General features: G+C 71.9%; 17 protein-coding genes. 10 read left to right on the plus strand and 7 right to left on the minus strand.

The features are described 5' to 3' along the window. Positions 1 to 105: 105 nt before the first annotated feature. Both P696_RS0132890 and P696_RS0132895 read left to right on the plus strand, forming a co-directional pair. A complete protein-coding gene (locus P696_RS0132890; protein ID WP_026415662.1) occupies positions 106 to 1947 on the plus strand; it encodes an outer membrane protein assembly factor BamB family protein in 1842 nt (613 codons plus the stop codon). A gap of 68 nt (positions 1948 to 2015) precedes the next feature. Beyond that, entirely contained in the window at positions 2016 to 2816 is an 801-nt protein-coding gene (locus tag P696_RS0132895; protein ID WP_026415663.1) for a GntR family transcriptional regulator, read from the plus strand. Here P696_RS0132895 and P696_RS49645 read toward each other — a convergent pair. The 3 genes from P696_RS49645 to P696_RS49650 form a co-directional block, all read right to left on the minus strand. Then, positions 2747 to 3904, minus strand: coding sequence for a glycosyltransferase (locus P696_RS49645; RefSeq protein ID WP_051468448.1), 1158 nt, complete (start codon positions 3902 to 3904; stop codon positions 2747 to 2749). The genes P696_RS0132895 and P696_RS49645 overlap by 70 nt on opposite strands. A gap of 98 nt (positions 3905 to 4002) precedes the next feature. After that, positions 4003 to 5265, minus strand: a complete 1263-nt coding sequence (locus tag P696_RS0132905) for a nucleotide sugar dehydrogenase (protein ID WP_026415664.1) — start codon at positions 5263 to 5265, stop codon at positions 4003 to 4005. Between the two features lie 27 nt (positions 5266 to 5292). Beyond that, positions 5293 to 6717, minus strand: a complete 1425-nt coding sequence (locus tag P696_RS49650; protein WP_245627903.1) for a glycosyltransferase family 4 protein — start codon at positions 6715 to 6717, stop codon at positions 5293 to 5295. A 133-nt stretch (positions 6718 to 6850) separates the two neighbouring features. On the opposite strand from P696_RS49650, the gene wecB reads away from it, so the two are divergent. From wecB to P696_RS0132940, 6 genes are all read left to right on the plus strand, one after another. Then, positions 6851 to 7918, plus strand: a complete 1068-nt coding sequence (gene wecB, locus P696_RS0132915) for a non-hydrolyzing UDP-N-acetylglucosamine 2-epimerase (RefSeq protein WP_026415665.1) — start codon at positions 6851 to 6853, stop codon at positions 7916 to 7918. Then, a complete protein-coding gene (locus P696_RS49655) occupies positions 7911 to 8558 on the plus strand; it encodes a hypothetical protein (RefSeq protein WP_034488221.1) in 648 nt (215 codons plus the stop codon). Before wecB ends, P696_RS49655 begins: the two co-directional genes overlap by 8 nt. A gap of 68 nt (positions 8559 to 8626) precedes the next feature. Beyond that, on the plus strand, positions 8627 to 10756 hold the full coding sequence (locus P696_RS49660) for a glycosyltransferase (RefSeq protein ID WP_157430131.1): 2130 nt from the start codon (positions 8627 to 8629) through the stop codon (positions 10754 to 10756). Between the two features lie 93 nt (positions 10757 to 10849). Beyond that, on the plus strand, positions 10850 to 12286 hold the full coding sequence (locus tag P696_RS49665; RefSeq protein WP_157430070.1) for a hypothetical protein: 1437 nt from the start codon (positions 10850 to 10852) through the stop codon (positions 12284 to 12286). 37 nt (positions 12287 to 12323) lie between these two features. Continuing rightward, positions 12324 to 12869 carry a hypothetical protein gene (locus P696_RS0132935; RefSeq protein WP_026415666.1) on the plus strand — a complete coding sequence of 182 codons (546 nt, stop codon included), beginning with the start codon at positions 12324 to 12326 and terminating at the stop codon, positions 12867 to 12869. Between the two features lie 11 nt (positions 12870 to 12880). Beyond that, positions 12881 to 14032 carry a glycosyltransferase family 4 protein gene (locus P696_RS0132940; RefSeq protein WP_026415667.1) on the plus strand — a complete coding sequence of 384 codons (1152 nt, stop codon included), beginning with the start codon at positions 12881 to 12883 and terminating at the stop codon, positions 14030 to 14032. Between the two features lie 28 nt (positions 14033 to 14060). Here the strand turns inward: P696_RS0132940 and P696_RS0132945 are convergent, their stop codons facing one another. Beyond that, the gene (locus P696_RS0132945; protein WP_026415668.1) at positions 14061 to 14411 is read right to left on the minus strand and encodes a VOC family protein; all 351 of its coding nucleotides are present in this window, start codon (positions 14409 to 14411) and stop codon (positions 14061 to 14063) included. A gap of 256 nt (positions 14412 to 14667) precedes the next feature. Here P696_RS0132945 and P696_RS0132950 point away from each other — a divergent pair, with 256 nt between their 5' ends. Both P696_RS0132950 and P696_RS49670 read left to right on the plus strand, forming a co-directional pair. Continuing rightward, positions 14668 to 15789, plus strand: a complete 1122-nt coding sequence (locus tag P696_RS0132950; RefSeq protein WP_157430071.1) for a hypothetical protein — start codon at positions 14668 to 14670, stop codon at positions 15787 to 15789. Between the two features lie 203 nt (positions 15790 to 15992). Next, a complete protein-coding gene (locus P696_RS49670; RefSeq protein ID WP_051468450.1) occupies positions 15993 to 17771 on the plus strand; it encodes a hypothetical protein in 1779 nt (592 codons plus the stop codon). Positions 17772 to 17832: 61 nt separating this feature from the next. On the opposite strand, the gene P696_RS0132960 is transcribed toward P696_RS49670, so the two are convergent. From P696_RS0132960 to P696_RS49675, 3 genes are all read right to left on the minus strand, one after another. Then, complete coding sequence (locus P696_RS0132960) at positions 17833 to 18777, minus strand: CDP-alcohol phosphatidyltransferase family protein (RefSeq protein WP_342669047.1); 945 nt, start codon at positions 18775 to 18777, stop codon at positions 17833 to 17835. Between the two features lie 413 nt (positions 18778 to 19190). Then, the gene (locus P696_RS0132965) at positions 19191 to 22676 is read right to left on the minus strand and encodes a bifunctional glycosyltransferase/CDP-glycerol:glycerophosphate glycerophosphotransferase (protein ID WP_051468451.1); all 3486 of its coding nucleotides are present in this window, start codon (positions 22674 to 22676) and stop codon (positions 19191 to 19193) included. A 74-nt stretch (positions 22677 to 22750) separates the two neighbouring features. Continuing rightward, positions 22751 to 23884, minus strand: a complete 1134-nt coding sequence (locus tag P696_RS49675; RefSeq protein ID WP_084338588.1) for an acyltransferase family protein — start codon at positions 23882 to 23884, stop codon at positions 22751 to 22753. Between the last annotated feature and the right edge of the window lie 5 nt (positions 23885 to 23889).

A 23889-nucleotide genomic window follows, 5' to 3' on the forward strand; every position in this document is an offset into this window, starting at 1 on the left:
GCGCGGCCGTGGAGGGCGCGGCCAGGGCCGGGCCCGATGGGAGTCGCGCGCGGTGGATCCGCGCTCGAGTGAGTCGTGACGTCCAACCTAGGGGAGTGACCGGCGGTGGTCCGCATCCGGAGGCGCGGGATCCGCGTCCGGTGGCGCGGCGTGCGCGTGCGGAGGCGCGGGGTCGCGGCCGTGACGGCGGTCGTGCTGGCCTTCGGCGGCGCGGGCGGCGTCCGGTACCTGCTGACGGACGGCCTGGTCCGGCACACCGTCACCGCCGACCCGGTGGACGACCAGCCCCGCCTCGGCCCGCCGCCCGGCCCCCTCACCACCAGCTGGACCAAGACGGTCACGCTGCGCCGCGCCGCCGTCGCCGGGCACGACACGGTCGCGCACGAGGTCGCGGACGGCCAGGTCGTCACGGCCGCGGGCGGCGGCCTCTCGGTCCGCGACGCCCGCACCGGCGCGCGCCGCTGGGAGTACCGCCGCTCCGGCTGGAACCTGCTCGGCTGGACGGCCACGGGAGGCCGCCTCGTCGCGTTCTTCCAGCGGGACGGCCGTCCGGACGAGCACGAGTTCCTCGGCTTCGACGCCCTGTCCGGCGGACTGCTCTGGCGCAGCCGGGACGGCCGTCCGGCGACGGTCGCGCGCTCCACGCTGCACTGGCCGTCCGGGTCGGACATCGTCCTCACCGCCTCGGCCGACCGGCGCGAACTGATCGGCCGCTCGGCCGCGAACGGCGTCCAGCGCTGGAAACTCCGGCTCCCCGAGGAGTGCCGCCTCTACGAGGACGCGCCCGAACCGTCCGGCTCCTCGCCCGACCTGGCCGCGCTCGCGCTCGACTGCGTGGGCCGCAGCCACCTGCTCGCCGTCGAGCCCGCCACCGGCGTCTTCCTCTGGGACCGCGTCCTCGGCTCGGACGACGCGCCCGGCGTCACCGTCAACGGCCGCTCCGTCCTGGTCGCCGACGGCGAGGCCCTGCGCGTCTACGACCGGGACGGCGACCAGACGGCCGTCTGGAACGACCCCGACGCCTGTGGCGCGGGCATGTGCCCGAGCGCCCTGTCCGGCGACCTGCTCGTCGTCGTCCGCTCCGCCGACCCGGACGACACCGCGCGCATGACGGCGATCGACCTGCGGAAGGGCCGCGTCGCCTGGGACCGCGAGGCCCCCGCCTACGCCGCCCTCACCGAGGCGGGCGGACGCCTCTACGCCCTCCGCCCCCGTCTCGCGGACGGCCTGCTCCCCGCGGGCGTCGACATCGTCACCCCCGCGACCGGCGCCGCGGTCACCGCGCCCGTCCCGTTCGCCGTCGACCCGGACCTCGTCGGCGTCCGCCCGTGGATGGCCGCGGCGGGCGGCCTGCTCTACGTCTCGGTGCCCGAGGCCGCGCCCCGCCCGTCCGGCGCGGCGCGCCTGATCGCGCTGCGCGGCGGACCGTCCGGCCGCGGCCCGGCCGAGCTGGACGGCGTGCCCGCCGCGTCCTGGCCGGACGCCTGCGCCCTGCTGAAGCCCGCCGACCTGGTCACCGCCCGCCTCCGCGTCCGTCCGGGCTCCCCGGTCCGCGCCCGGATCGCGGGCGTCCGCCTGCCGAGGCCGGTCGCCTGCCAGTACGACCTCCCGGACGACCTCACCCCGAAGCCCCCACCCACCACCCCGCCGCCGGGCGTCGCGGGGGTCATGCGCCCCGCCCCGGACGGCGCGACGGTCTCCGTCCGCTGGGTCGCCCCCACCCCGTCCGCCGCCGCCGACCTGCTGACCTCCCTGGAGTCCACCCAGGCCCAGGCCCGCCGCCGCACCGACCTCGGCGCCGACGACGCCTACGAACTCGGCCCGTCCGCCGGCACGATCGCCCTCCGCGTCCAGCGCTACATCGTCGTCGTCGACGCCAGCCGCCCTCCAGGCGCCGCCGCCCACCTCGCCCGCTCCGCCGCCCAGAACCTCCACACCCTTCCGTGACGGATTCGCCCACTTGCCTGGCTTCGGCTGCCTAGCATGTGGGCGGACGCCCGGAAACGAGGAGACCCATGGCCGGAGCCAGGTACCGGGACATCGCCGACGATCTCGCGCGCCGGATCGGGGAAGGCGAGTTCGCCGCGGGGGAGCGGCTGCCCACCGAGGAGCAGCTCATGGCCGGGTACGACAACGCCTCACGCAACACCGTCCGTGAGGCGGTGAAGATCCTCAAGAGCCGCGGCCTGGTCCAGACGACGCAGGGGCGCGGCACGTTCGTCCTCGAGGGCACGGTGCCCACCACCGTCACCCTCGTGAGCCTGCCGCTCCCGTCCGGCGGCGGGGACGCGGCCCGGCGGTTCGACGCGCGGCTGGAGGACCACGCCTTCGAGAGCACGGACCCACGGGTCGAGATCCAGCGGTCCAGCCCCGGGGTGGCCGCGGCGCTGGCGCTCCCGGAGGGCTCCCGGGTCGTGCTGCGTCACCAGGAGCGGTTCGTCGACGGCAGGCCCTGGTCACTCCAGACCACGTACTACCCCATGGAGTACGTCACCCGGGGCGCCGACCGGCTGCTGGACGACGAGGAGATCCCGGAGGGCGTGTTCGCCTACCTCAAGGAGACCCTCGGGCTCGAGCAGGTCGCCCACCGCGACCGCGTGACCGCCCGGCCGCCCGACGCCAACGAGACCGCCTTCTTCTCGCTGCACGACACCGGTGGCGTCGTGATCGTCCACGACCGGGTCGGCTACGACCCCGGACGGACGCCCATTCGCTGCACGTGCACCGTCTACCCGGCCGACCGCAATCAGCTCGACCTGGTGATCGGCGCGGTGCCGCCGAGCCCCTGGGCGCCCGGGAGGGCCGCCTCCCGCTGACCGGCGCCCTTGGCCCAGAGTTCGAGTTGGGTGACGAAGGGGATGGCCTGGGTGGGCCAGTGGAAGCGGGCTCGGGCTGTGGTGTGGCCGCGTTCGGCGAGGGCGTTGCGGTGGGCCGGGTCGGTGCGGAGGCGGCGGATGGCGTCGGCGGCGGACTTCGGGTCGCCGTAGGGGACGACCTCGCCGCAGCCGGACGGTTCGACGATGGCGACCGCGGGCGGGTTCGGGGTGGTGATGACCGGGATGCCGCGGGCCATGTACTCGACGACCTTGGTCGGCATGGAGTGCCGGTAGTTGGGTTCGTCGTGCAGGAGGGCGAGGCCGGCCATGGCGCCCTCGGCGATGCGCAGGGCGCGGTCGTTCGGGACGAAGCCGTACCAGCGCAGGACGCCCTCGAGCTGGGCGTCGCGGAGCGCCGGGCGGATGTCGGGGTCGGCGGAGCCGATCAGTTCGACCTGGACGCCCTCGGGGGCGACCAGGCGGGCCGTCTCGATCATGTCGAGGGCGCCGCGGGCGACCGACAGATGGCCGATGTAGACGACCCGGCGGTCGCCGGGGGCGGCGGGCGGGCGCTCGTCCACGTAGGTGGTGTTCGGGACGACCGGGTGCTGCCCGCGGAAGCGGTCCCGGTAGCCCTCCTCGGCGAGCAGCAGGTGGTGGCGGCGCTCGGTGCGCAGTTCGAGGCGGCGGACGAGCGGCCTCAGCAGCGGGGCGAGCGGGCCGGGAAGCCAGCCCTTGGCGGCCAGGGCCGCGGCGGTGTCCTCGTGGACGTCCCAGACGACCGTCCTGCGGCGGACCGCGCGGGGCAGGCCGACCAGTAGTTCGGGGTCGTGCAGGAGGACCACGTCCGCGTAGGCGGCGTGTTCGACCAGCGCGCGGTGCGCGGCGCGCAGGGCGTGCAGCCTGCGGCGGCCGGTGGCGCGCGGCACGTCGACCGGCGACACCTCCCGCCACGGCGTCGAGTTGGTCGCCCGGAACGGGGCGATATAGGTGACCTCGTGCCCGGCGTCCAGAAGGGCGCGAATCTGCCTGTGCAGAATCCGCGCGTCCTCCGGATGGTGCACGACCGTGCAGACGCAGACCCGCATTCCACTCACTCCGGATGGGAGACGGTTTTCCTTCGGGGATTCTGCGCGTGCCGTGGAAATTGCCGATGAATTCCGGGCGGCGGGAAGGTGGAGTTCGCTCATAGAAGCTCGGCGCCCGCCCCGGACAGGGCGCGGGTGCGGCCCCGGGTGTCGAACAGGAGCCGGGCGTGCCGGGTCAGCAGCGCGGGGTCGTAGGCGGCGTGGTCGGCCAGCACGATCGTCAGGTCGGCGTCCGCCAGGGCGGCGGCCAGCTCGTCGCCTGAGGGCCGGACGTCGGCGCCGTCCACCTGCCAGGACGCGACGTACGGGTCGTGGAAGGAGACGTCCGCGCCGAGCCGGAGCAGGCGGCGCGCGACCGGACGGGCCGGGGACTCGCGCTGGTCGGCGATGTCGGCCTTGTAGGTGACGCCGAGCAGTAGGACGCGGGCGTCCTTGAGCGCGCGGCCCTCGCGGTTGAGCAACTGCTGCGCGCGCTCGGCGACGTACCGGGGCATCCGGTCGTTGATCTCCTGCGCGAGCTCGACGAACCGGAACGGGTAGCCGAGCGACCTGACCTTGTAGGACAGGTAGTTCGGGTCGATCGGGATGCAGTGCCCGCCGACGCCCGGACCGGGACGGAACGCCTGGAACCCGAACGGCTTGGTCGCCGCGCAGTCGATCGCGTCCCACAGGTCGATGCCGAGCTCGTGGCAGAACACCGCCATCTCGTTCACCAGCGCGATGTTCACGTGCCGGTAGGTGTTCTCCAGCAGCTTGGCCATCTCCGCCTCGCGGGTGCCCTTGGCCTGGACGACCCGCTCGACGAACTTGCCGTAGAACGAGGCGGCGGCGGTCGCGCACGCCGGGGTGAGGCCCCCGACGATCTTCGGGGTGTTCCGGACGCCGTAGACCGGATTGCCCGGGTCGATCCGCTCCGGGGAGAACGCCAGGTGGAAGTCCACCCCCGCGACCAGCCCGGACTCCTCCAGGATCGGCCGGACGACCTCGTCGGTCGTGCCCGGGTAGGTGGTCGACTCCAGCACCACCAGGGTCCCGGCCGCCAGGTGCTCGGCGATGGTCCGCGACGCGCCGCGCACGGCGGTGAGGTCCGGCCCGCCCTCGTCGGAGAGCGGGGTCGGGACGCAGATCACCACCGCGCGGGCGCCGTCCAGCACCTCCTCCGACAGGGACGGCGTGAACCCGGCCGCGAGCATCTCCGCGACCTCGGCGTCGGACACGTCGTCCACATGCGACGTGCCGGCCGAAAGGCCCGAGACGACTCGTTCGTCCCGGTCGTATCCGCCGACCCGGAGGCCGGCCCGGCACGCCTCGCGCACCAGCGGAAGCCCGACATAGCCGAGCCCGATGACCACCAGATCCACGCCGGTGGCTCCCTTCGCTTCAGGAGTTCAGGGGCGGTGGGCGGCCCGGTAGCGCGCGGTCACCGCGTGCCATGTGCGTTCATCGCGCACCCATTCCCGGGCGGCCCGCCCCAATTTCATTCTCAGTTCGGGACTGTAAATGAGCTCTCCCAGGGAATTGGCCCAGGCCTCCGCGTCTTCCGGAAGAGTTAACGTGCCGGTCACGCCCGGTTCCACGATTTCGCGCAGGGCGCTGACATCACTTGCTATTACTGGGATTCCCCCCGCCATCGCCTCCAGAGGTTTCAGGGGAGTGACCAATTGGCAGACCCGGTCCGCCCGGCGGGGGACCGCGAAGACATCGAGGAGCGCGTGGAAACGACGGACGTCCGACGGGGGGACCCGGCCGGTGAACACCGCGCGAACGCCGCGTTCGGCGGAGCGGCGTTCCAGCGCGGCGCGCTCCGGGCCGTTCCCGACGAGCAGGAGCGTGACGTCGTCGCCTCCGGCGCGCAGCAGCGCGGCGGCGTCGATGAGCGTGTCGATGCCCTCGTAGCCGTAGAAGGACGAGGTCAGGCCGATGACCGGGACGCCGCCTGGCAGGCCGAGCCCGGCGCGCAGGTCGGAGGCGTCCGGAAGCGGTTCGAGGAAGCCGGTGTCCACGGCGTTCGGCACGACGGTGATCTTGGCCGGGTCGACGCCGCGTCCGGCGATCTCGGCGCGCATCGCCTCGCCCAGCGTGACCACGGCGTCCGCCTCGTGCATGCGGCGCGTCTCCAGCTCGCGGGTCAGCCGGTAGAAGTCGTCGGACGGGCGGTGCGACGGCGACCGCGACAGCCACGAGTCCTCCAGGAACCCGCGCACCTCGTAGGTGATCGGCAGACCGTGGCGCTTCCCGAGTTCGAGCGCGACGGCCGCGTTCCGGTGGTCGCTGACCGCGTGCAGGACGTCCGGACGCACGTCCCGGACGAGGCGTTCGGCCAGGTCGGCGGCCTTCTCCACGGCCCCCACGGGTCCGGACGGCGGCCCCCACGGCAGCAGCCGGTGATAGGGGACCCCGTCGACGTCCACGCGCGCCCGCGCGTCGCCGACGCCCTGCGCGAGGGGGTGCCCGAGCCGCGTCACCACGTGGGTGTCCCAGTCGAGCGCCTCGCGCTGGGCGACCGCGATCCGGTGCGTCCGGACGGTGTACCCGGCGTTCGTGACCGGCAGCGAGTTGGTCACGAACATCAGGACGCCGCGCACGTCCCCGGTGGCCCTCGGACGCGCCGGATAGGGCGGAGTGGCGAGGAGTTCGCGCAGGTCAGCAGCCTCGCGCTGCGGGTCGCGGGGCTTGGGCTTCGCCAGTTGCGTGCGGCCCAGGCTCGGGGCGGCGCGGGCCGCCAGGCGGACGGCCAGCCGTCCGGCGCGGGACGGGTCGTCGCGCAGCTGCCGGACGGCCAGCGCCGACATGTACACGGAGCGTTTCAACACGGCGGGCGAGCGTAGGCGCGTCCGATGAACGGAAGGGAAAGCGCAGGTGGGTGAACAGGTGAGGGAAACGGTGGGTGAACTCCAAGGTGCGGCCTCGGCGGCGCCGGGACAGGGCGCCGAGGCGGGGGAACTGGTGCACGTCCTCGGGGCGCGGCCGAACTTCGTGAAGGCCGCGCCGGTGATCTCCGCGCTCGCGGCACGCGGTGCGCGGCAGGCGGTCGTGCACACCGGCCAGCACTACGACCGGCGGATGTCGGAGGTGTTCTTCGACGAGCTCGGCCTGCCCGAGCCGGACGTCAACCTCGGCGTCGGGTCGGGCTCGCACGCGGGCCAGACCGCCGCGCTGCTGGTCGGGCTGGAGGAGGAGTTCATCCGGCGTTCACCGGCCCTGGTCATCGTGTACGGCGACGTGAACTCGACGATCGCCGCCGCCCTCGTCGCGGCCAAGCTCGGCGTCCCGGTCGCCCATGTGGAGGCCGGGCTGCGCAGCTTCGACATGACCATGCCCGAGGAGGTCAACCGGCGGCTCACCGACCAGCTGTCCGACCTGTGCCTGGTCACGAGCCCGGAGGCGGTCGGTCACCTGGCCGCCGAGGGGGTCCCGGTCGGCCGGGCGCACCTGGTCGGCAACCCGATGATCGACACGCTGCTCGGCAACCTGGAACGGTTCGACACCGCGCGCGTGCGCCGCGAGCACGGCCTGCCGGAGCGGTACGTCCTGGCGACGATGCACCGGCCCGCGAACGTGGACGACCCGGCGAAGGCGACCGCGCTGGTCAAGCGGCTGCACGGCGTCGCCGACCTGGCCGACCTGGTCATCCCCGTGCACCCGCGCGGGCGCGTGAACCTCATGGCCGCCGGGCTGGACGACCACCCGCGTGTGCGCGTCCTGGACCCGCTCGGCTACGTCGACTTCGTCGCCGCCGTGCGCGGCGCGGCGGCCGTCGTGACCGACTCCGGCGGCATCCAGGAGGAGACGACCGTCCTCGGGGTGCCCTGCCTGACCGTCCGGCCGAACACCGAGCGGCCGATCACCATCACCCACGGCACCAACCGGCTGGTGTCGCTGGAGGAGCTCGTCCCGGCCGCGCGGAAGGTCCTGGAGGGCGAGCGTCCGCCCGCCGACCGGGTGCCGCCGCTGTGGGACGGGCACGCCGGACCCCGCATCGCCGACGTCATCCTGGAGTACCTCCGTGTCTGATCGATCCGGGCGGGACAAGTCCGCCCGCCTGCGCGCGGCCCTGCGCGAGAGCGACGCCCGCGTCGAGGAGCTGGAGCGGCGGCTCTCCGCGCTGGAGACCTCGACGACCGTCCAGTTCGGACGGCTCGTCGCCGGGGCCGCGCGCAATCCGCGACGCCGCGCCGCGCGCCTGCCCCGCGAGCTGTACAAGCTGTGGAAGAAGCGCGACCGGCCGATGGAGTCGGCGACGCTGCGGGAGAGCGCGACCCGGCGGCTCGACCGGTTCGACCGTCCCGAGGACCGGCTGCTCGTGCAGCGCCCGTCGGACCGTCCGGTCGTCGCGGGCATCCTCGGCCGCGCCGCCGCGGCGGAGCTGTCCGGACGGTACGACGTCGTCTCCCTCCACCCGCACGACGTGCGGACGGTTCTGGAGACCGCCGACGTGGACGCCCTGGTCGTCGACGCGCGCGCGGGCGATCCGGGTGGGCCGTGGGCGTATCTCGGCGTCCCCGGCATGTTCGACCGGGACCGCGACCTGGACGAGGCGCGCGTCATCGCGCGCGTACGAGAGATCCCCGTCGTCCTCTGGGGAGATGACCCGCCACCGACCCTGGCCGTCCTGGACTGGGATCCCGTGGCCACGCTGAAGGAGCTTTCTTGACCCGCGCCCTCGTCTACGGCGACGTGGACCTGAATCTGATCGACGGCTCGGCCATCTGGGCTCAGGGCATGGTGCAGACGCTCGCCCGCGCGGGCTGCGACGTCACGCTCGTCCTGAAAGCGCCCGTCCGGACCGGACGGCTGGTCGACCCCCTGCGCGCGCTCCCGCGCGTGACCGTCCTCTCCCCACACGAGGACGGCCTGACCGGTGAGGGCCCGATGCGTCCCGCGGAGGCCGCGGCCGTCATCGCGCGGATCGACGCGCAGCAGCCGTTCGACCTGGCCGTAGTACGCGGGCGCGCGTTGGCGACCCAGCTGGCCGCCGGTCCGCTCAAGGGCCGCCTGTGGACGTACCTGACCGACGTCCCGCAGTCGGCGGCCGAGTTCGACGGCAAGTCCAAGGGCGACCTGCGGCGCATCGCGGACGCGTCGCGCCTGCTGCTCTGCCAGACCGAGGAACTGCGCGGCTTCATGGAAGCGGCGGTTCCCGCGACGGCGGGCAAGAGCGTGCTGTTCCCTCCGGTGGTCGTCCTGCCGGACGGCCTGGAACCCCGTGCGGCGGGCGCGCCCGCAGGGAAACTGCGTCTCGTCTACACGGGCAAGTTCGCCCCTCGCTGGAACACGCTGCAGATGACACGCCTGCCCGCGCTCCTGCGCGCGCGAGGCGTGGACGCCGAGCTGCACATGGTCGGCGACAAAATCCATCAGGAAGCGGGTTTCGCCGCTCCGATGAAGGCCGCCCTGGAGGGCGGGGACGGCGTCGTCTGGCACGGCGGGCACCCGCGTGCCGAGGCGATGCGCCTCACGGCGAGCGGGGACGTGGCCCTGTCGTGGCGCGACATGACCATGGACACCAGCCTGGAGCTTTCGACCAAGGTGCTGGAGAGCGGCGCGCTGGGCGTCCCGGTCGTGCTGAACCGCAACCCCATGCACGAGCGGCTGTTCGGCGAGGACTACCCGCTTTTCGCCTCGTCCGAGAGTGATGTCGTCGACGCGCTCACCCTCATAGGCAAGAACCCCGAGCTGTACGAGCAGGCCGCGGAGCGCTGCCGTGCCGCCGCGGCCGATTACAGCCTGGACGCCGCCGTCCGCCGTATGCGGGGCTACCTGGAGACGACGTTCCCCCTGCCGCGGCGCGACGGCAAGCTGAAGGTCGTCGTCGCGGGGCACGACCTCAAGTTCTTCACCAAGCTGTTGGACCACCTGCGTGACCGTCCGGACATGGAGGTCCGCCTGGACAAGTGGCCCGCGCTGAAGACCCACGACCCGGAGCGCAGTCTCGAACTCGTCCAGTGGGCGGACGTCGTCATCTGCGAATGGTGCGGCCCGAACGCCCTCTGGTACGCGCGGAACAAGCGGCCCGGCCAGAAGCTGCTCGTCCGGCTGCACCGGTTCGAGCTGTACTCGGGCTGGCCCCTGAAGCTCGACATCGACGCCGTGGACAAGGTCATCTGCGTCAGCCCCCACTACGCGGACCTGACGCTGGAGACGACGGGGTGGCCTGCGCACAAGGTTCAAGTCATCCCCAACTGGGTGGACGACGAGCAGTTCGACCGTGTCAAGTTGCCCGGTGCCAAGTACCACCTCGGGATCATCGGGATCGCGCCGTCCCGTAAGCGCTTCGACCTGGCGCTGGACGTCCTGGAGGAACTGCGTCGCGACGACCCGCGCTACACGCTGTTCGTCAAGTCCAAGCTTCCCTGGGAGTACTGGTGGATCTGGGAGCGTCCTGACGAGCGCGAGCACTACGAGCAGGTGTTCCGGCGCGTCCGGCGTTCCAAGACCCTCGCGGACGGCGTCGTTTTCGATGCGTATGGGCGAGACGTCCCCGCCTGGCTGCGCCGGATCGGATTCGTCCTGTCCACCAGCGACGACGAGAGCTTCCACCTCGCGCCCGCCGAGGGCATGGCGTCCGGCGCGATCCCCGCGCTGCTGCCGTGGCCAGGTGTGGACACTGTCTACGACACCCGCTGGATCCACCGCACCCCGCAGGACATGGCCGCCGCCATCGCCGCGACGGTCTCCGGAGGCCGCTGGGAGGACGAACGCGAGTACGGCCGCGCCCAGGTCCGCGCCTCGTACGGGCTCCGGGTCGTCGAGGACGCCTGGGTGGATCTCGTCTTCGGCGTCCATGCGGAGGAGAGCCGGGAACTCTCCGCCGGACATGCTCGTATCCCCAGTGGGGAAGCTGGTCGCTAGGCGGGGTGGCACGGTCGGGGCGCCACCCGCATGACGGGGACGGAGCGACGCGTGTTCGCCGAGACCGGTACGGGGAGGCGCGCGCGCCTGCAAGTGACTTTGCCGCGCGCGCGTGCCGCGCTCCGTCCGCACGTGGTGTTCACGGCCGCCCTCGCGGCGGCCGTGCTGCTGCGCGTCTTCACGATGCTCGGCTACCCGACCACGTTCTGGTTCGGCGACTCCGGCAGCTACCTGAAGAGCGCCCTGCACTTCACCCCGTCGCCGCTGCGGCCGTCCGGCTACTCGCTGATGCTGTGGGCCTTGCACCCCTTCCACGACCTCCGGCTGGTCGCGGGCGTGCAGCACCTGCTGGGGCTCGCCACGGCCGTCCTGCTCTACGCCGTGACCTGGCGCTGGACGCGCGGACGATTCCCCGACAAGCCAGGAATTCCCGGGCTGATCGGCACCGCCGTGGCCGCGCCCGTCCTGTTCGACGCGTACCAGATCCAGCTCGAGCACATGCTCATGTCGGACGCCACGTTCGAGTTCCTCGCCGTGGCCGCCGTCGCGGCCCTGCTGTGGAAGCGCCGCCTGACCTGGCGCCTCGGCCTCCTGGCGGGCCTGCTGCTCGCCGCCGCGGCCCTCACCCGCACGATCGGCCTGCCCCTGCTCGCCGTCGCCGTCCTCTGGGGCGCGGTCCGGGTGGCCGCGCGCCGCCCCACCCCCGCGTGGGCGTCGGGGTGGCGGCCCCTGGCGGCGATGGTGGCGGTCTTCGCCGTCTGCGTCGGCGGGTACGCGGGCTGGTACAAGTCCGCGCACGGACGGTTCGAACTGGCCGCGACCAACGGCTTCTTCCTCTACGGACGGACGGCCGCGTTCGCCGACTGCGCCAAGATCAAACCACCGGCCGACCTGGCCGGCCTCTGCCACGACTGGAAGCACGACACCCCCGGCGTCGCCCCCGCCTACGCCGCCCTGTGGGGAGCGAGATCGCCGTTCCGCGCCATGCCCGGCGGCGTCGCGGACGTGCAGGGCAACGCCCGTGCCGCCCGGTTCGCCCAGGCGGCCATCCTCGCCCAGCCCGGCGACTACCTGGGCCGGGCGCTCCGCGACACCGCGCGCTCCTTCTCCTGGAGCCGCTCCGCCTACCCGACCCCCTGGACGGTCGGCGAGTACCGCTTCCCGGCCAAGCCCTGGCAGCCCAGGTCCGCCGTGAAACCCGCCCGCGCCTACGGTCGCGCCACCGCCGTCCCGCGCGTCGTCGAGCCCTTCGCCGGGTGGATGCGCTCCTACCAGCGGGTCACGTACCTTCCCGGCGCGCTCCTGGGCGGCCTGCTGCTCGTCGGCCTCGCCGGGGTCGCGCGGCGGGCGCGCGACTGGGGCGGGCCCGCCCTGCTGCCCTGGCTCACCGCCGTGGCCCTGCTCCTCGTTCCGCCGTTCACCGCCGATTTCGACTACCGCTACCTGCTTCCGGTAGTGCCGCTCGCCGCCCTCGCGGCGGCCCTGGGCTGGTTCTCCGAAGCTGTTTCGAGCACTTCCAGCGATCTGTGATACTTCGAGTCCGTACCGGCGAAACGAAAGGGTGAGGATGGCTGCGGAGACCAGCGAAGGGCCCGGCTCCCACGCGGAGATCGGCCAGGTCTGGCCGCGCGACGGCCATATCCGCATCCTCGGCACGGTCGTCTCCGGCGGAGCGCCGGACGAGGCTCCCGTGGACGAGCCCTGGACGTTGCGCCTCACCTCCCGCGAGCGCCGCAAGGCCCCCGCCCCCTCGGTGACCGAGCGGATCGTCAACCGGCTCAAGCGCAGTGTGACCCGCACCGCCGAGCGCACCCCGCCCCGGCTGTACTTCCCGGTCGCCGCCGACGGCCCGCACTTCGAGGTCGTCGTGCCCGTCCGCGACCTGGCCGTCCGGGACGCGCTGCCCCGCGAGCACTGGGACCTGCACCTGGTCTCGGCGCGCGGCGGACGCAGGCTCGCCCTGCGGGTCGGCCGGCACCACGACGACATGCCCGGCAAGAAGAAGATCGTCTCGTTCCCCGAGCAGACCGAGGCCGGCGTCGCCGTCCTGCCGTACTACACCGACGGCGACCACCTGTCCGTCCGCTGCGCGCTGCGCGGCTCCGGAGAGTGAAGAGGCTCCGCATGAAGCTGACCTACGTGCTGTTCAACGCCTTCGGGATCGGCGGCACCGTCCGCACGGTGATCAACCAGGCGAACGGCATGGTGGCTCGGGGCCACGACGTCGAGATCGTCTCCCTGATGCGGTACTGGGAGGACACGCCGTTCCCGCTGGACGAGCGCGTCCGGATCATCCCGATGGTGGACTCCAGCTCCGGCGAGCACGTCGACTGGGACGGGTTCGACGGCGAGGAGGACACCTCCTGGCACGCGTCCTTCCCGGCCGGGGTGTCGGAGAAGGCGGAGCAGCGCCGCCGCCTCAACGCGCTGATCCGCTACCTGCCCACCATCGAGGACCGGATCGTCGTCACGACCAAGCCGTCCATCGACCTGTTCGTGGAGCGCTACACCGATCCCTCGCTGATCCGGATCGTCCAGGAGCACACCAACTTCGACTACCACAACGCCGAGTGGCGCAAGGCCTACCACGGTGTCCTGACCCAGATGGACGCCCTGGTCACGCTCACCGAGAGCGACCGCGTCGCCTACTCCGCGGAGTTCCCGGACCTGCGGGTCGAGCAGATCCCGAACGCCCTGCACGCCCTCGACGTCCCGCGCTCCGACCTCTCCCGGACCCAGGTCGTCAGCGCCGGACGGCTCGACGGCAACAAGGGCTTCGACATGCTGATCCAGGCGTTCGCCAAGGTCGTCGAGACCCACCCTGACTGGACGCTCCGGATCCACGGCGACGGCCCGGAGGAGGCCCGGCTCCGCAAGCTGATCCTCGCCGAGCACCTGTACAACCACGTCTTCCTGATGGGCGCCACCAACAGCCTCGACGACGAGCTCGCCAAGGGCTCGGTCTTCGCGATGAGCTCGAAGTCCGAGGGCTTCGGCATGGTCCTCCTGGAGGCCATGAACTGCGGCCTGCCCGTCGTCAGCTTCAGCTGCCCGGTCGGCCCGCGCGAGCTCGTCAACGACGGCGTCGACGGCTTCCTCGTCCCCGAACGCGACGTCGAGGCCCTCGCCGAGGGCATCATCCGCCTGATCGAGGACGAGGGCCTCCGCCGCGACTTCTCCGAGGCCGCCCTCAAGAAGGCCGCCGAATACGGCCCCGACCCGATCGCCGACTCCTGGGAGCAGCTCTTCGAGTCCCTGGGCGGCGGCGCCGAGTAGGCCACCACTGCCCCCGGCCTTTGGCGGGCTACCGGCCCGGCGGGGTGGGGTGGCGGGGTTCGTAGAGACCCAGCTGGGCACCGCTGGGCAGGCGCAGGCGGGTGAGCAGGCCCCAGCCCGCGTCGGTGATGGGCTCGGGGAACTCGACGCCCTTCTCGGTGAGGTCGTCGACGGTCGCGGTCACGTCGTCGCACATCAGGTAGAGCTCGTGGACGGGCGGGCCGTCGGTGGGGTGGGCGGCGAGCTCGGTGGGCGGCAGGCGGAAGATGAGCCAGCCGCCGCCGACGTCCACGTGCGGGAAGCCGAGGACGTCGCGCAGGAAGGCGCGGTCGGCGTCGGCGTCCACGCTGTGAACGACGACATGCGCTCCGTTGATCATGGCCGTGACGATACGGGGACGGCGCCCCGCATCGGTTCATCTGCGTCCCATGCCATCGCCATGCGTCTCCCATCCCCGGGCGGACCTCCGAGGACGTGAGGAACGCTGCGCCTGGGACGCCAGGGACGGCCCGTCGGCGGTGGGGCAAGTTTCGGCCTGAGGTGTTCTCGGGGTGGTGCCGGGGTAACGCTGCCAGGGAATGCTGCTGGGAAATGCTGCCGGTGAATGCGGTCCGGGCGGGAAGGGGCATGCCGAGGTGGATCGTCGCGCGGTTCTCGGGGTCGTGTTGGCGATGGGCGTCGGCGGCTTCGCGGGATGCGGGGGCCTGGACGGAACCCGCGATGCGTCCGCGCTGCGATTCGACGGCGGCGGGTATCTCCTCAAAAGCGCGTCGGTGAAGGTCGGGAAGTCTCGGAAGACGGTCAGATACCGGCTGTATTCGGGGATTCCCTATGTCTCCCATCCCGCCGATCCGGCCCGTCAGAGACTGAGCGTCCGCGTCCCGGTCGAGGTGGACGGAAAGGCCGTGAACTCCGGCCGCGCGCCGATCATGATGACCACCGCGAACGGCGGTGAGGAACCGGCCGCCGAGAACGGGATCGCGCTGGCCTCGGGCGTCGTCGTGGTGACCTCGGGCGTGCGGGACACGGCCTGGGACGGGATCGTGGACCTCAAGGCCGCCATCCGGTACGTCCGGCACAACAAGGGGAGACTGCCCGGAGACGACGCGCGGATCGTCGCGTCCGGGAGCGGACGGGGCGGCGGGCTGGCGGCGCTGGCCGGGGCGTCCGCCGGACGGGGACAATACGACGACGACCTGAGGAGAATCGGCGCGGCCAAGGCTTCGGACCTCGTTTACGCCGTGGCCGCGTCCGCGCCCGTCACCGAGATCGGGAAGGCCGATCTCGCGTATGACAGGAAAGGGATCCTCACCAAATACCTGGAACCGGCCGGGGCCGCCTATCTGAAGCAGCTGCCGGAAGGCGACCGGGCCCTCTACCTCAAGCGGAATTCCTGGATCGACTGGATGCACAGCCGCATCTCGTTCACCCTCGACGCCTTCCTCGACCACACCGGGACGCGGAAGGCGGCCGATCTGGCGGCGGTCGCGAAACCGGCCCGCATGCTGCGGAACCCGATGGACTTCGTCCGGCAGCGGAACCCGGACCGGGCCCGCCACTGGTGGCTGCGGGCCGGGACGGACGGCACCGACGTGCCCCTCACCGTCGTCGGGAACCTCGCGACCGGCCTGCAGGGCCTCGGAGACGACGTGGACGCGGCCGTCGACTGGAACGCGAGGGACCACCACCCCGCGAACGGCAGCGCCGCTTCCGGGCTCGTCGAGTGGATCACCGGGACCGTCGCGCGCCGATCCTGATGATCACCCTGCTGGCGGCACTATCCTTCGACGTGGCGGCCGAATCCCCCTTTCGGCGTGGGGCCGCCCCACCCCGCTGACCCCGCCTAGCACACATCGGAGCAGGTTTGTCCGACCGGACCTCCCTTGATGCCGTCCAAACGTCCGGGCCGAGCAAGGCCGGGCGGTTCGATCGACTCCGGCCGGGCGGGTTCCGGCCGCGGATGCTTCTGCCCCGGCCGCGCGCGATAGGCCGGTTCCTCGCCGCGCACACCGTCTTCCTGGTCGTGGTGGGCGGGGCGATCGCGCTCCGGGTCGTCACGCTGCTCGGCTTCGGGTCCGTCCTGTGGTTCGGGGACTCCCGGACGTATGTGACCGGCGCCCTCGACCTGCGGCCGTCCCCGCTGCGGCCGTCCGGGTACTCGCTCATCCTCGCGGCGGTCCGGCCGTTCGGCGGCTTCGACGGCGTGCTCGTGATGCAGCACGCGATGGGCGTCCTGATGGGCCTGATGGTCTACACCCTGCTGTACCGGGGGCTGCGGCGCGGCGCGCCCCGGCTGTGGATCTGGGTCCCCGGCGTGATCGCGTCCCTGCTGGCCGTGCCGGTGCTCTACGACGCCTACCAGATCCAGCTCGAGCACATGCTCATGTCCGACGTGCCGTTCACGTTCCTGCTGGCCTGCGGGATCACGCTCGCGATGTGGTGGCGGAAGACGCCCCTGTGGGCCGGAGCGCTCGCCGGGTTCATCGTCGGCGCGTCCGCGGACGTCCGGTCGGTCGGGCTGCCGATGCTGATCGTCCTGGTGTTCTGCCTGGCCGTCCGGCGGGTGGGCTGGCGGACGGTCACGGCGACGGCCGTCGCGGGCGTCGTGCCGCTGGTCGGCTACATCTTCTGGTTCCACTCCTACTACGGGCAGTGGTCGTTCACCTCGACCGACAAGGTCTTCCTCTACGGACGGGTCTCCGGCTTCGCCGACTGCATGAAGATCAAGCCCGACCCGGAGCTGCAGATCTTCTGCCAGGACAAGGTGATCCGGGATCCGGAGATCGCGGCGGCGTTCCAGGCCATGTGGATGGCCGACTCGCCGTTCGACCAGCTGCCCTGGGACATGGACGACCCCCGGACCAACGAGCTCGCCGGCCGGTTCGCCATGCGGGCCATCGAGAAGCAGCCCGGGGACTACGCCGCGACGGTCTGGCGCGACACCTGGCGCGCGTTCGCCTGGAAGCGCGTGGACTACCCGAACCCCGGCACGGTCGAGGAGTACCAGTTCCCGGAGGGCGGCGCGCTCCGGACGTGGAACGCCATGGCCGCCTACGACTACGGCGGCCGGACGGCCGAGTCCCGCGTCGTGGAGCCCTACGGCGGCTTCATGCGCGACTACCAGCGCCACTACTTCATGCCGGGCACGTTCCTCGGGATCCTGCTGGGCGTCGGCCTGGTCGGCGTCGTGGTCCGGGTCCGCAGGATCGGCGGGCACGTCCTGCTGCCGTTCGGGATCGGGCTCGCGCTGCTGGTCGTCCCGGCGGCGACGGCCGACTTCGACTACCGCTACGTCCTGCCCGCCACGCCGTTCGCGGCCCTGGCCGCCGGGCTCGCCCTCGCCCGCGAGCCGCGCCGTGAGGCCGTGGCCGCCACCAGCGAGGCCGTGGCGGACGTCCCGTCCGGTGAACCGGACGAGAACGACTCCGAAGCACCGGAACCGCAGCCGGAGAAGCCGGAAACGGACGAACCAGCCCCCAAGGCCAAGGCCGAGGAAGCCGAGTCCGAGGCCGAGGACGAGCCCGACCCCGAGGTGAAGCCCGAGGTGAAGGACGACCCCGAGGACGGCGAAGAGCCCAAGGAGCCTGAAGAGGACCCCGAGGCTGAAGAGGCCGAGAAGGCTCCAGAGGCTGAGGAAGCTGAAAAGGCCCCAGAGGCTGAGGAAGCCGGTGAGGCCGATGACGCCGGGGACCAGGGCACGGAGAAGGACCCGGAAACGGCGGACGCCCCCGGCCGGTGACCGGCCGGGGGCGTCCAGAGTGCGGTCCGTTCGGGAAGGCCGGACGGACCGCGCGAGTGGATCAGGCGAGCGAGAGGCGCTCCAGCTCCTCCTGCGGGACCTGGGCCCGCGCCTCCTCGACGCGCCGCTCGAGCTTGCCGAGCGACTTGGTGTAGGCCCGGCTGGACAGCCAGAACTTGTAGATGATCACCAGCTCGAAGGCCATCATGCCGATGCCGGACAGCACGGTCACCGGGATGATCGCGCCGGGGATGACCGCGGCGACCAGCGGGGCGACGATGAACACGCCCATCTGGAACTCGATGCCGGAGATCAGGTGCGGACGGATCCGGCCGCGCAGCAGGGCGTCCCGGACGCGCGCGTACCAGGGGAACTTCTGGTTGAAGTCGGCCTGCAGCGCGATGTTCGGGTTGTCGCCGACGACCCGGTCCTCCATGTCGGCCTCGGGGTCGCTGCCGAGCGCCCGCTCGGCCGACGACAGCTCGGCGTCCACGGCGGCGCCCATGCCGCCCGGGACCTCGCCGCGCGCGGCGCGGGCGGCGGCCTCCAGGGTGGTGGCCTGCGCGCCCAGGTCGCGCAGCTTGTTGCGCATCTGGGAGCGGACCTTGTAGATCTCCAGGGCGTCCATGTACCGGAGCATGTCCAGGAACACCACGGCGATCGCGGTCCACACGTAGGCGACGTTGCCGGTGCGCGCGTACGCGCCGCCCATCAGGGCGATCGCGCAGGCCAGCACGCGGACGCGGTCGAAGATGTAGTCCAGCCAGGCGCCGAAGATCGAGCCGGTGCCCTTCAGCCGCGCGATCTTGCCGTCCATGCAGTCGAGCGTGAACGACAGGTGGTAGAGCAGCGCGCCGACCAGCAGCATCGGCCAGGTGCCCACGGCGAAACAGCCGCCCGCGCCCAGCCCGAGGATCAGCGCGCCGACGGTGAGCTGGTTCGGAGTGATGTTGGTCTTGTTGGCCGTGAACTTGACCATTCGCGAGGCGAGCGGATCGACCAGCAAGACCGTCCACCATGCGTCACGCGCTTTGTACGTCCGTTGCCGAACGTCATCGAGCGTGAAGTTCGCCATGGAGAGCCAGTCCTTTCGAGAAAATGGATCGAGGCCGGTCCCCGTGCCTCGGAAAAACGTCGCAACCCCGCGCCACCTGATGCTACCGGCCCTCCACGCGCGAGACTCCGCGAAGTCGCCCAGTCGTCACCGGGAAGTGATCATTCGGGCGTCCGGGACAATCGGCCGGACGCCCGATGGACCGGCACGAAGCGACCACCCGCCCGCGCCCGCGCACCCGCGTCGCGCCCCTGCGGGGGACAGGACCGGTCGATGATCAGCGGGTCACTGATGATCATCGACCGGACGGCGATCGGCCGACAGCGGCCCGATCAGGCCCGACCAGGCCCGATCGGCCGGGGTGATCAGTCCGTGCGCAGGGACAGCAGGTGGTCGACCACCCGCTGGGAGGCGAGCCCGTCGTCCATGGCGCAGTACTTCTGCCGGAACGCCGCGTACGCGGAGGAGTGCCGGCGGCTGGTCGCGTCGATGTCGCGCAGCGCCTCCAGCACCTCGTCCGGCTCGCGCAGCAGCGGGCCGGGCGCCTCGGCGGTCAGGTCGAAGTAGGTTCCGCGCAGCTCGTCCTGGTAGAAGTCCAGGTCGGGGACGTAGAACAGGATCGGGCGGCCGGTCGCGGCGAAGTCGAACATGACCGACGAGTAGTCGGTGATCACCACGTCCGCGATCAGGTAGAGCTCGGAGATGTCGGGGTAGCGGGTGACGTCCACCACGCCGTCGCCGATCCCGACCGTCCGGTCCGCGACCATGTGGTGCTGCCGGACGAGCACCGCCCACGAGTCGCCGAGCGAGGCGGCGATCTGGTCGGCGGGCAGCACCAGCTCGGCGGTCCGGCCGCCGGTCAGCCAGATGTCCTCGCGCCAGGTCGGCACGTACAGCGCCACCGGACGGTCGTACGGGATGCCCAGCCGGTCGCGGACCCGCCGCTCGCGCGCGTCCGCGTCGTGCGCGAAGAGCATGTCGTTGCGCGGGTAGCCGACCTCCAGCACCTCGCCCTCGTACCGGAAGGCGTCCCGCAGCATGCCGGTGACGTGCGGGCTCGGGGAGATCAGCCGGTCCCAGAGCGGCACGTCCTCCTCGTACCGGCTGAGCTTGGTGGTGTTGCTGGCGATCCGGCCGTTGCGCACCAGGTCGTAGGCGATGTGCTTGTACGGGGTGCCGTGCCAGGTCTGGAGGTACACCTGGCCGGGGCGCTTGGCGTACCCGGACGGCTTGAGGCAGTTGTCGACCACGAACCGGGCCGAGGCCACGAGCTCGTGGTAGTCCCGCGAGCCGCGCAGCACCGTGCGGGCGTCGCCGACCGGGACGGTGAACTGGCCGTCGTTGCTGCCCCAGACGTACTCGAAGGGCAGGTCGCGGCGGACCATCTCCTCGTAGATCGCCTGCGGGTTGTCGGAGTACTGCTTGCCGAAGTAGCTCTCGAACACCACCACGTCGCGGATCGGCGCGGTGTTCGCCGCCCCGTACAGGGCGCGCTGCATGCGCCGCTGGGCGTAGGGGCCGCGCTCGTCGTCGGTGAGGGCCCGCCGGACGAACAGGTGGAGCAGGTCGCCCCGGTGGGCCTTCAGCACCAGCTCGTGCATCCCCACGAAGTGGGGCTCGGGCAGCGCGCCGCGCGCGCCCCGGTCGATGCCGACGGTGAGGTCGCCGCGCTCGCCGGGGGCGTAGAGGTCCCAGCGCCCGCTGGACAGCGGCAGCCCGCCGCTGCGTCCGTCGAGCTGCGCGGTGAAGCGCGGGCCGTCCCAGGTCAGCGGCACCTCGGTGGCCAGGGTGGAGCGGCGCATGCGCAGGATCAGCCGGTCCGGCCGGTTGCGCTCGTCGGCGCTGGAGCCGGTGAGCTCGATCGTGGAGCCGTCCAGCCACCGGGTGCCGGTGACCACCAGCCGCGGCGCGCGCTCGACCAGCGTCAGGTTGCCGTACTTGGTGGCGATGACGTCGTACTCGCGTCCGGCCACGCCGGCGCGGAGGTCCACCAGGTCGGCCTCGACCGCGAGGCGCAGCGTGGTGCCCTTGGTGCGCAGGGACACGTCCCAGTCGATGCTGTCGCCGGTCTCGGCGGAGTCGCCCGCCTCCGTCTGCGCGGCGAGCTCGGTGATGTCGAGTTCGGCGGCGAACTCCACCCGGCCGCCGTCGCCGGTCCCGGTCTTGCGGACGGGCTGCTTGACCTTGACCATGCCCTGGCGGAGCGCGATCTCCAGGTGGCCGTTGGTCACGCAGGCCGCGTCCTCGCGCCGGACCCAGCCGGTCAGCAGCAGACGCGTGCCGTCCACGCTGATGGAGGTGACCTTCGCCCGGACGGACTGGACGCCGATGAGCAGCTCTCCGGCCTGGCTGTACTTGGGCTTGATCAGCTTGCCGGGCGAGGTCTCGTGGAGCGGCGGCCACAGCCCGGCGCCCTTGGGGCCGGTGAGACGGTCGTGACGGCTGACGCCGTGGGCGCTGACGGTCACGTAGACGTGCCAGGTGCCCTCGCCGGAACCGAGCTGCTCCGGGGTCACCTCGAAGGCGAAGCCGGAGCCGGACAGGTCGGCGGTGGCCTGCTTGCTCTCGGCGGTGACGTCCGGGCGGCGCATCCGCTCGACGTCCGGGCGCAGGACCTTGGACTTGAGCAGCAGGCGCCGGCGGCGGAGCTCGATCTCGATGGTCGCGTCGGACTCGTTCGGGACGTGCATCCGGTCGATGTAGGCGTGCCCCTCGATCCGCAGCCGACCGTCCCGCCAGCGGATGTCGTCGATGCCGGTCTTGAGCTGCAGCTCGTCCCGCAGCTCGTAGAGGCTGGTCGGGAAGCGGGGGTCGCCGAGGTAGGGGTAGTCGCCGAACCACTTCCCGGGGTGCTCGGGGAGCTGGATCGCGCTGCCGCGGTCGGGGTGGCTCTTGGCGAACGAGACGATCTCCACCAGCTCGGGCATGAGCCGCTGCCGGACGGCGTGGAACTTCAGCCGGTCGATCGCGGGCAGATCGTCGTAGACGTGCGGGTCCATCCGGTCGAGGACGCCGTTGACCAGGTCGAAGAAGGTCTCGCGGTACAGCTCGTCGCCCTGGTCGACGACGTTGAGGAAGATCCGGATGTCGTCGGCGAGCGCGAAGTGGTCGTAGCGGTCCTTCAGCTCCGGCGCGTTCTCGGCGAGGAACGTCGAGGCCGAGGTGACCGACCGCATCCGGTCGGCGAGGTTGCCGGGCTCGGTGCGGCGCTGGGTGATCGAGCGGGCGCCCGACTCGCGGATGCGCCAGTGGTAGACCGCCTCGTGCAGCACGTCGACCTTGGCGGCCAGGACGTGCGCGGGGATCGTGACCGGGATGTCCTCGTAGAGGCCGGCGGGGAAGGCGAAGGAGTGCTTGTCCCAGAAGGCGCGCCGGAAGACCTTGTTCCAGGCGGTCCGGTCGTTCAGCAGCTCGGGGAACTCGCTGACGTGGGTCGCCTTCCGGTCGATCTGGAAGATCTTCCGGTGCATGGGCGACTGGGTCAGGCCGTTCACGCCGAACCGGCGGACGCCGCCGCAGGCCAGGTCCGAGCCGGTCTCCTCCAGGGAGGCCACCATCAGCTCGTAGGCGTAGCGCGGGATGATGTCGTCGCTGTCGGCGAACGCCAGGAACCGGCCGGCCGAGTGGGGCACGCCAGCGTTCCGGGCCGGGCCGAGGCCCTGGTTCTGCTGCTGGACGAGCCGGAACCGGCCGTCCTTGGCGGCGAAGTTCTTGGCGATCGTGGCGCTGGAGTCGGTCGACCCGTCGTCCACCATGATCACTTCGAGGTCGCTCAGCGTCTGCCGGGCCAGCGACTCCAGGCAGGGCTCAAGGTACGCCTCGACGTTGTAGAACGGCACGACGACGCTCAACAGCGGTGACACGGTACTCCAACGGCTGTCTAGAGGAGGCCGGACCCGGATCCGGATCCGGCTTGGTGCAGAGGCTATCCGACGGGTGTTCTGCGGAAGGCCCAGTCGAGTTTCGGCTCCATCGCCCACCGGAAGCAGCGCACGACGGGCTTGGAGCAGAGGAACGTCCCCACGACGCAGGCGCCGGCGAGGACGGCGAGCACTCCGGGGACGGTGTGCAGGAAGGACACGTCCCACCAGCCCATGTACCCGAGGAAGCGCGTGATCAAGCCGTGCAGCAGGTAGGCGTAGAGCGTGGTCGCGCCGAGCTTGGTGAACCACGTCCGCCGCCGCGGCACGAGGGTCAGGAAGGCCGCGATCAGGACGAGCGAGGCGGCCATCATCGCCAGCCGCATGCCCGAGCCGGTGATGTTGTCCACGCCGAAGTCGCTGTGCGGGTCCTTCCAGTAGAGCCAGTTCAGGTCCATGCGGGCCCGGGCGAACCAGGCCACGCCGACCGCGCCGATCAGCAGGGCCGCGCCGATCGGCCGCAGGACGGGCTTCTTCAGGTACTCGAAGTGCTGCGGCTTCAGCGACAGGCCGAGCACGTAGAACGGCAGCAGGCCGATCACCCGGTGCAGGTCGAGCGTGGTGCCGAGATCGCTCATGTACGACAGCAGCGAGAACCCGACGGCGACGGCGACCGGCCAGCGGACCTGCTGCCAGACCGGCGTGGACAGCCGCCACAGGAACAGCGCGCACAGGAACCAGGTCAGGAAGTACGGGTCGAGCAGGCTGATCTCGAGCTTGTTCCGGCCGACCGACCAGTCGAAGACGGTGTAGGCGGTCTGGAAGATCACGTAGGGCACGCCCACGGACGTGATCAGCTTGCGGGTGCGGCCCGCCGAGAACGTCCAGTTCCGGGAGAAGTAGCCGGTGATCACGATGAACAGCGGCATGTGGAACATGTAGATGGCCAGGTACAGCGTCCTGGCCAGGGGAACGTTGCCCAGCTGCGCCAGGCAGTGGCCCATGACGACGAGCAGGATCGCCATGAACTTGGCGTTGTCGAAGAACGGGTCGCGCTGCTTGCGCGGCCTGTCGCCTGGGGTGAGTGGAGCGTTCCCGTCCGTGACCGGAGGTGGTGCCGGGGCCTCTCCCGGGGGGCCCACCCGGATCGGTGGGTGCTCGATGCGCGGGGGTGCGGGAGGGGTGCCGGTGTACGTCATGGGTC

Source organism: Actinomadura oligospora ATCC 43269 (assembly GCF_000518265.1).
In the GTDB taxonomy this organism is placed as follows: domain Bacteria; phylum Actinomycetota; class Actinomycetes; order Streptosporangiales; family Streptosporangiaceae; genus Spirillospora; species Spirillospora oligospora.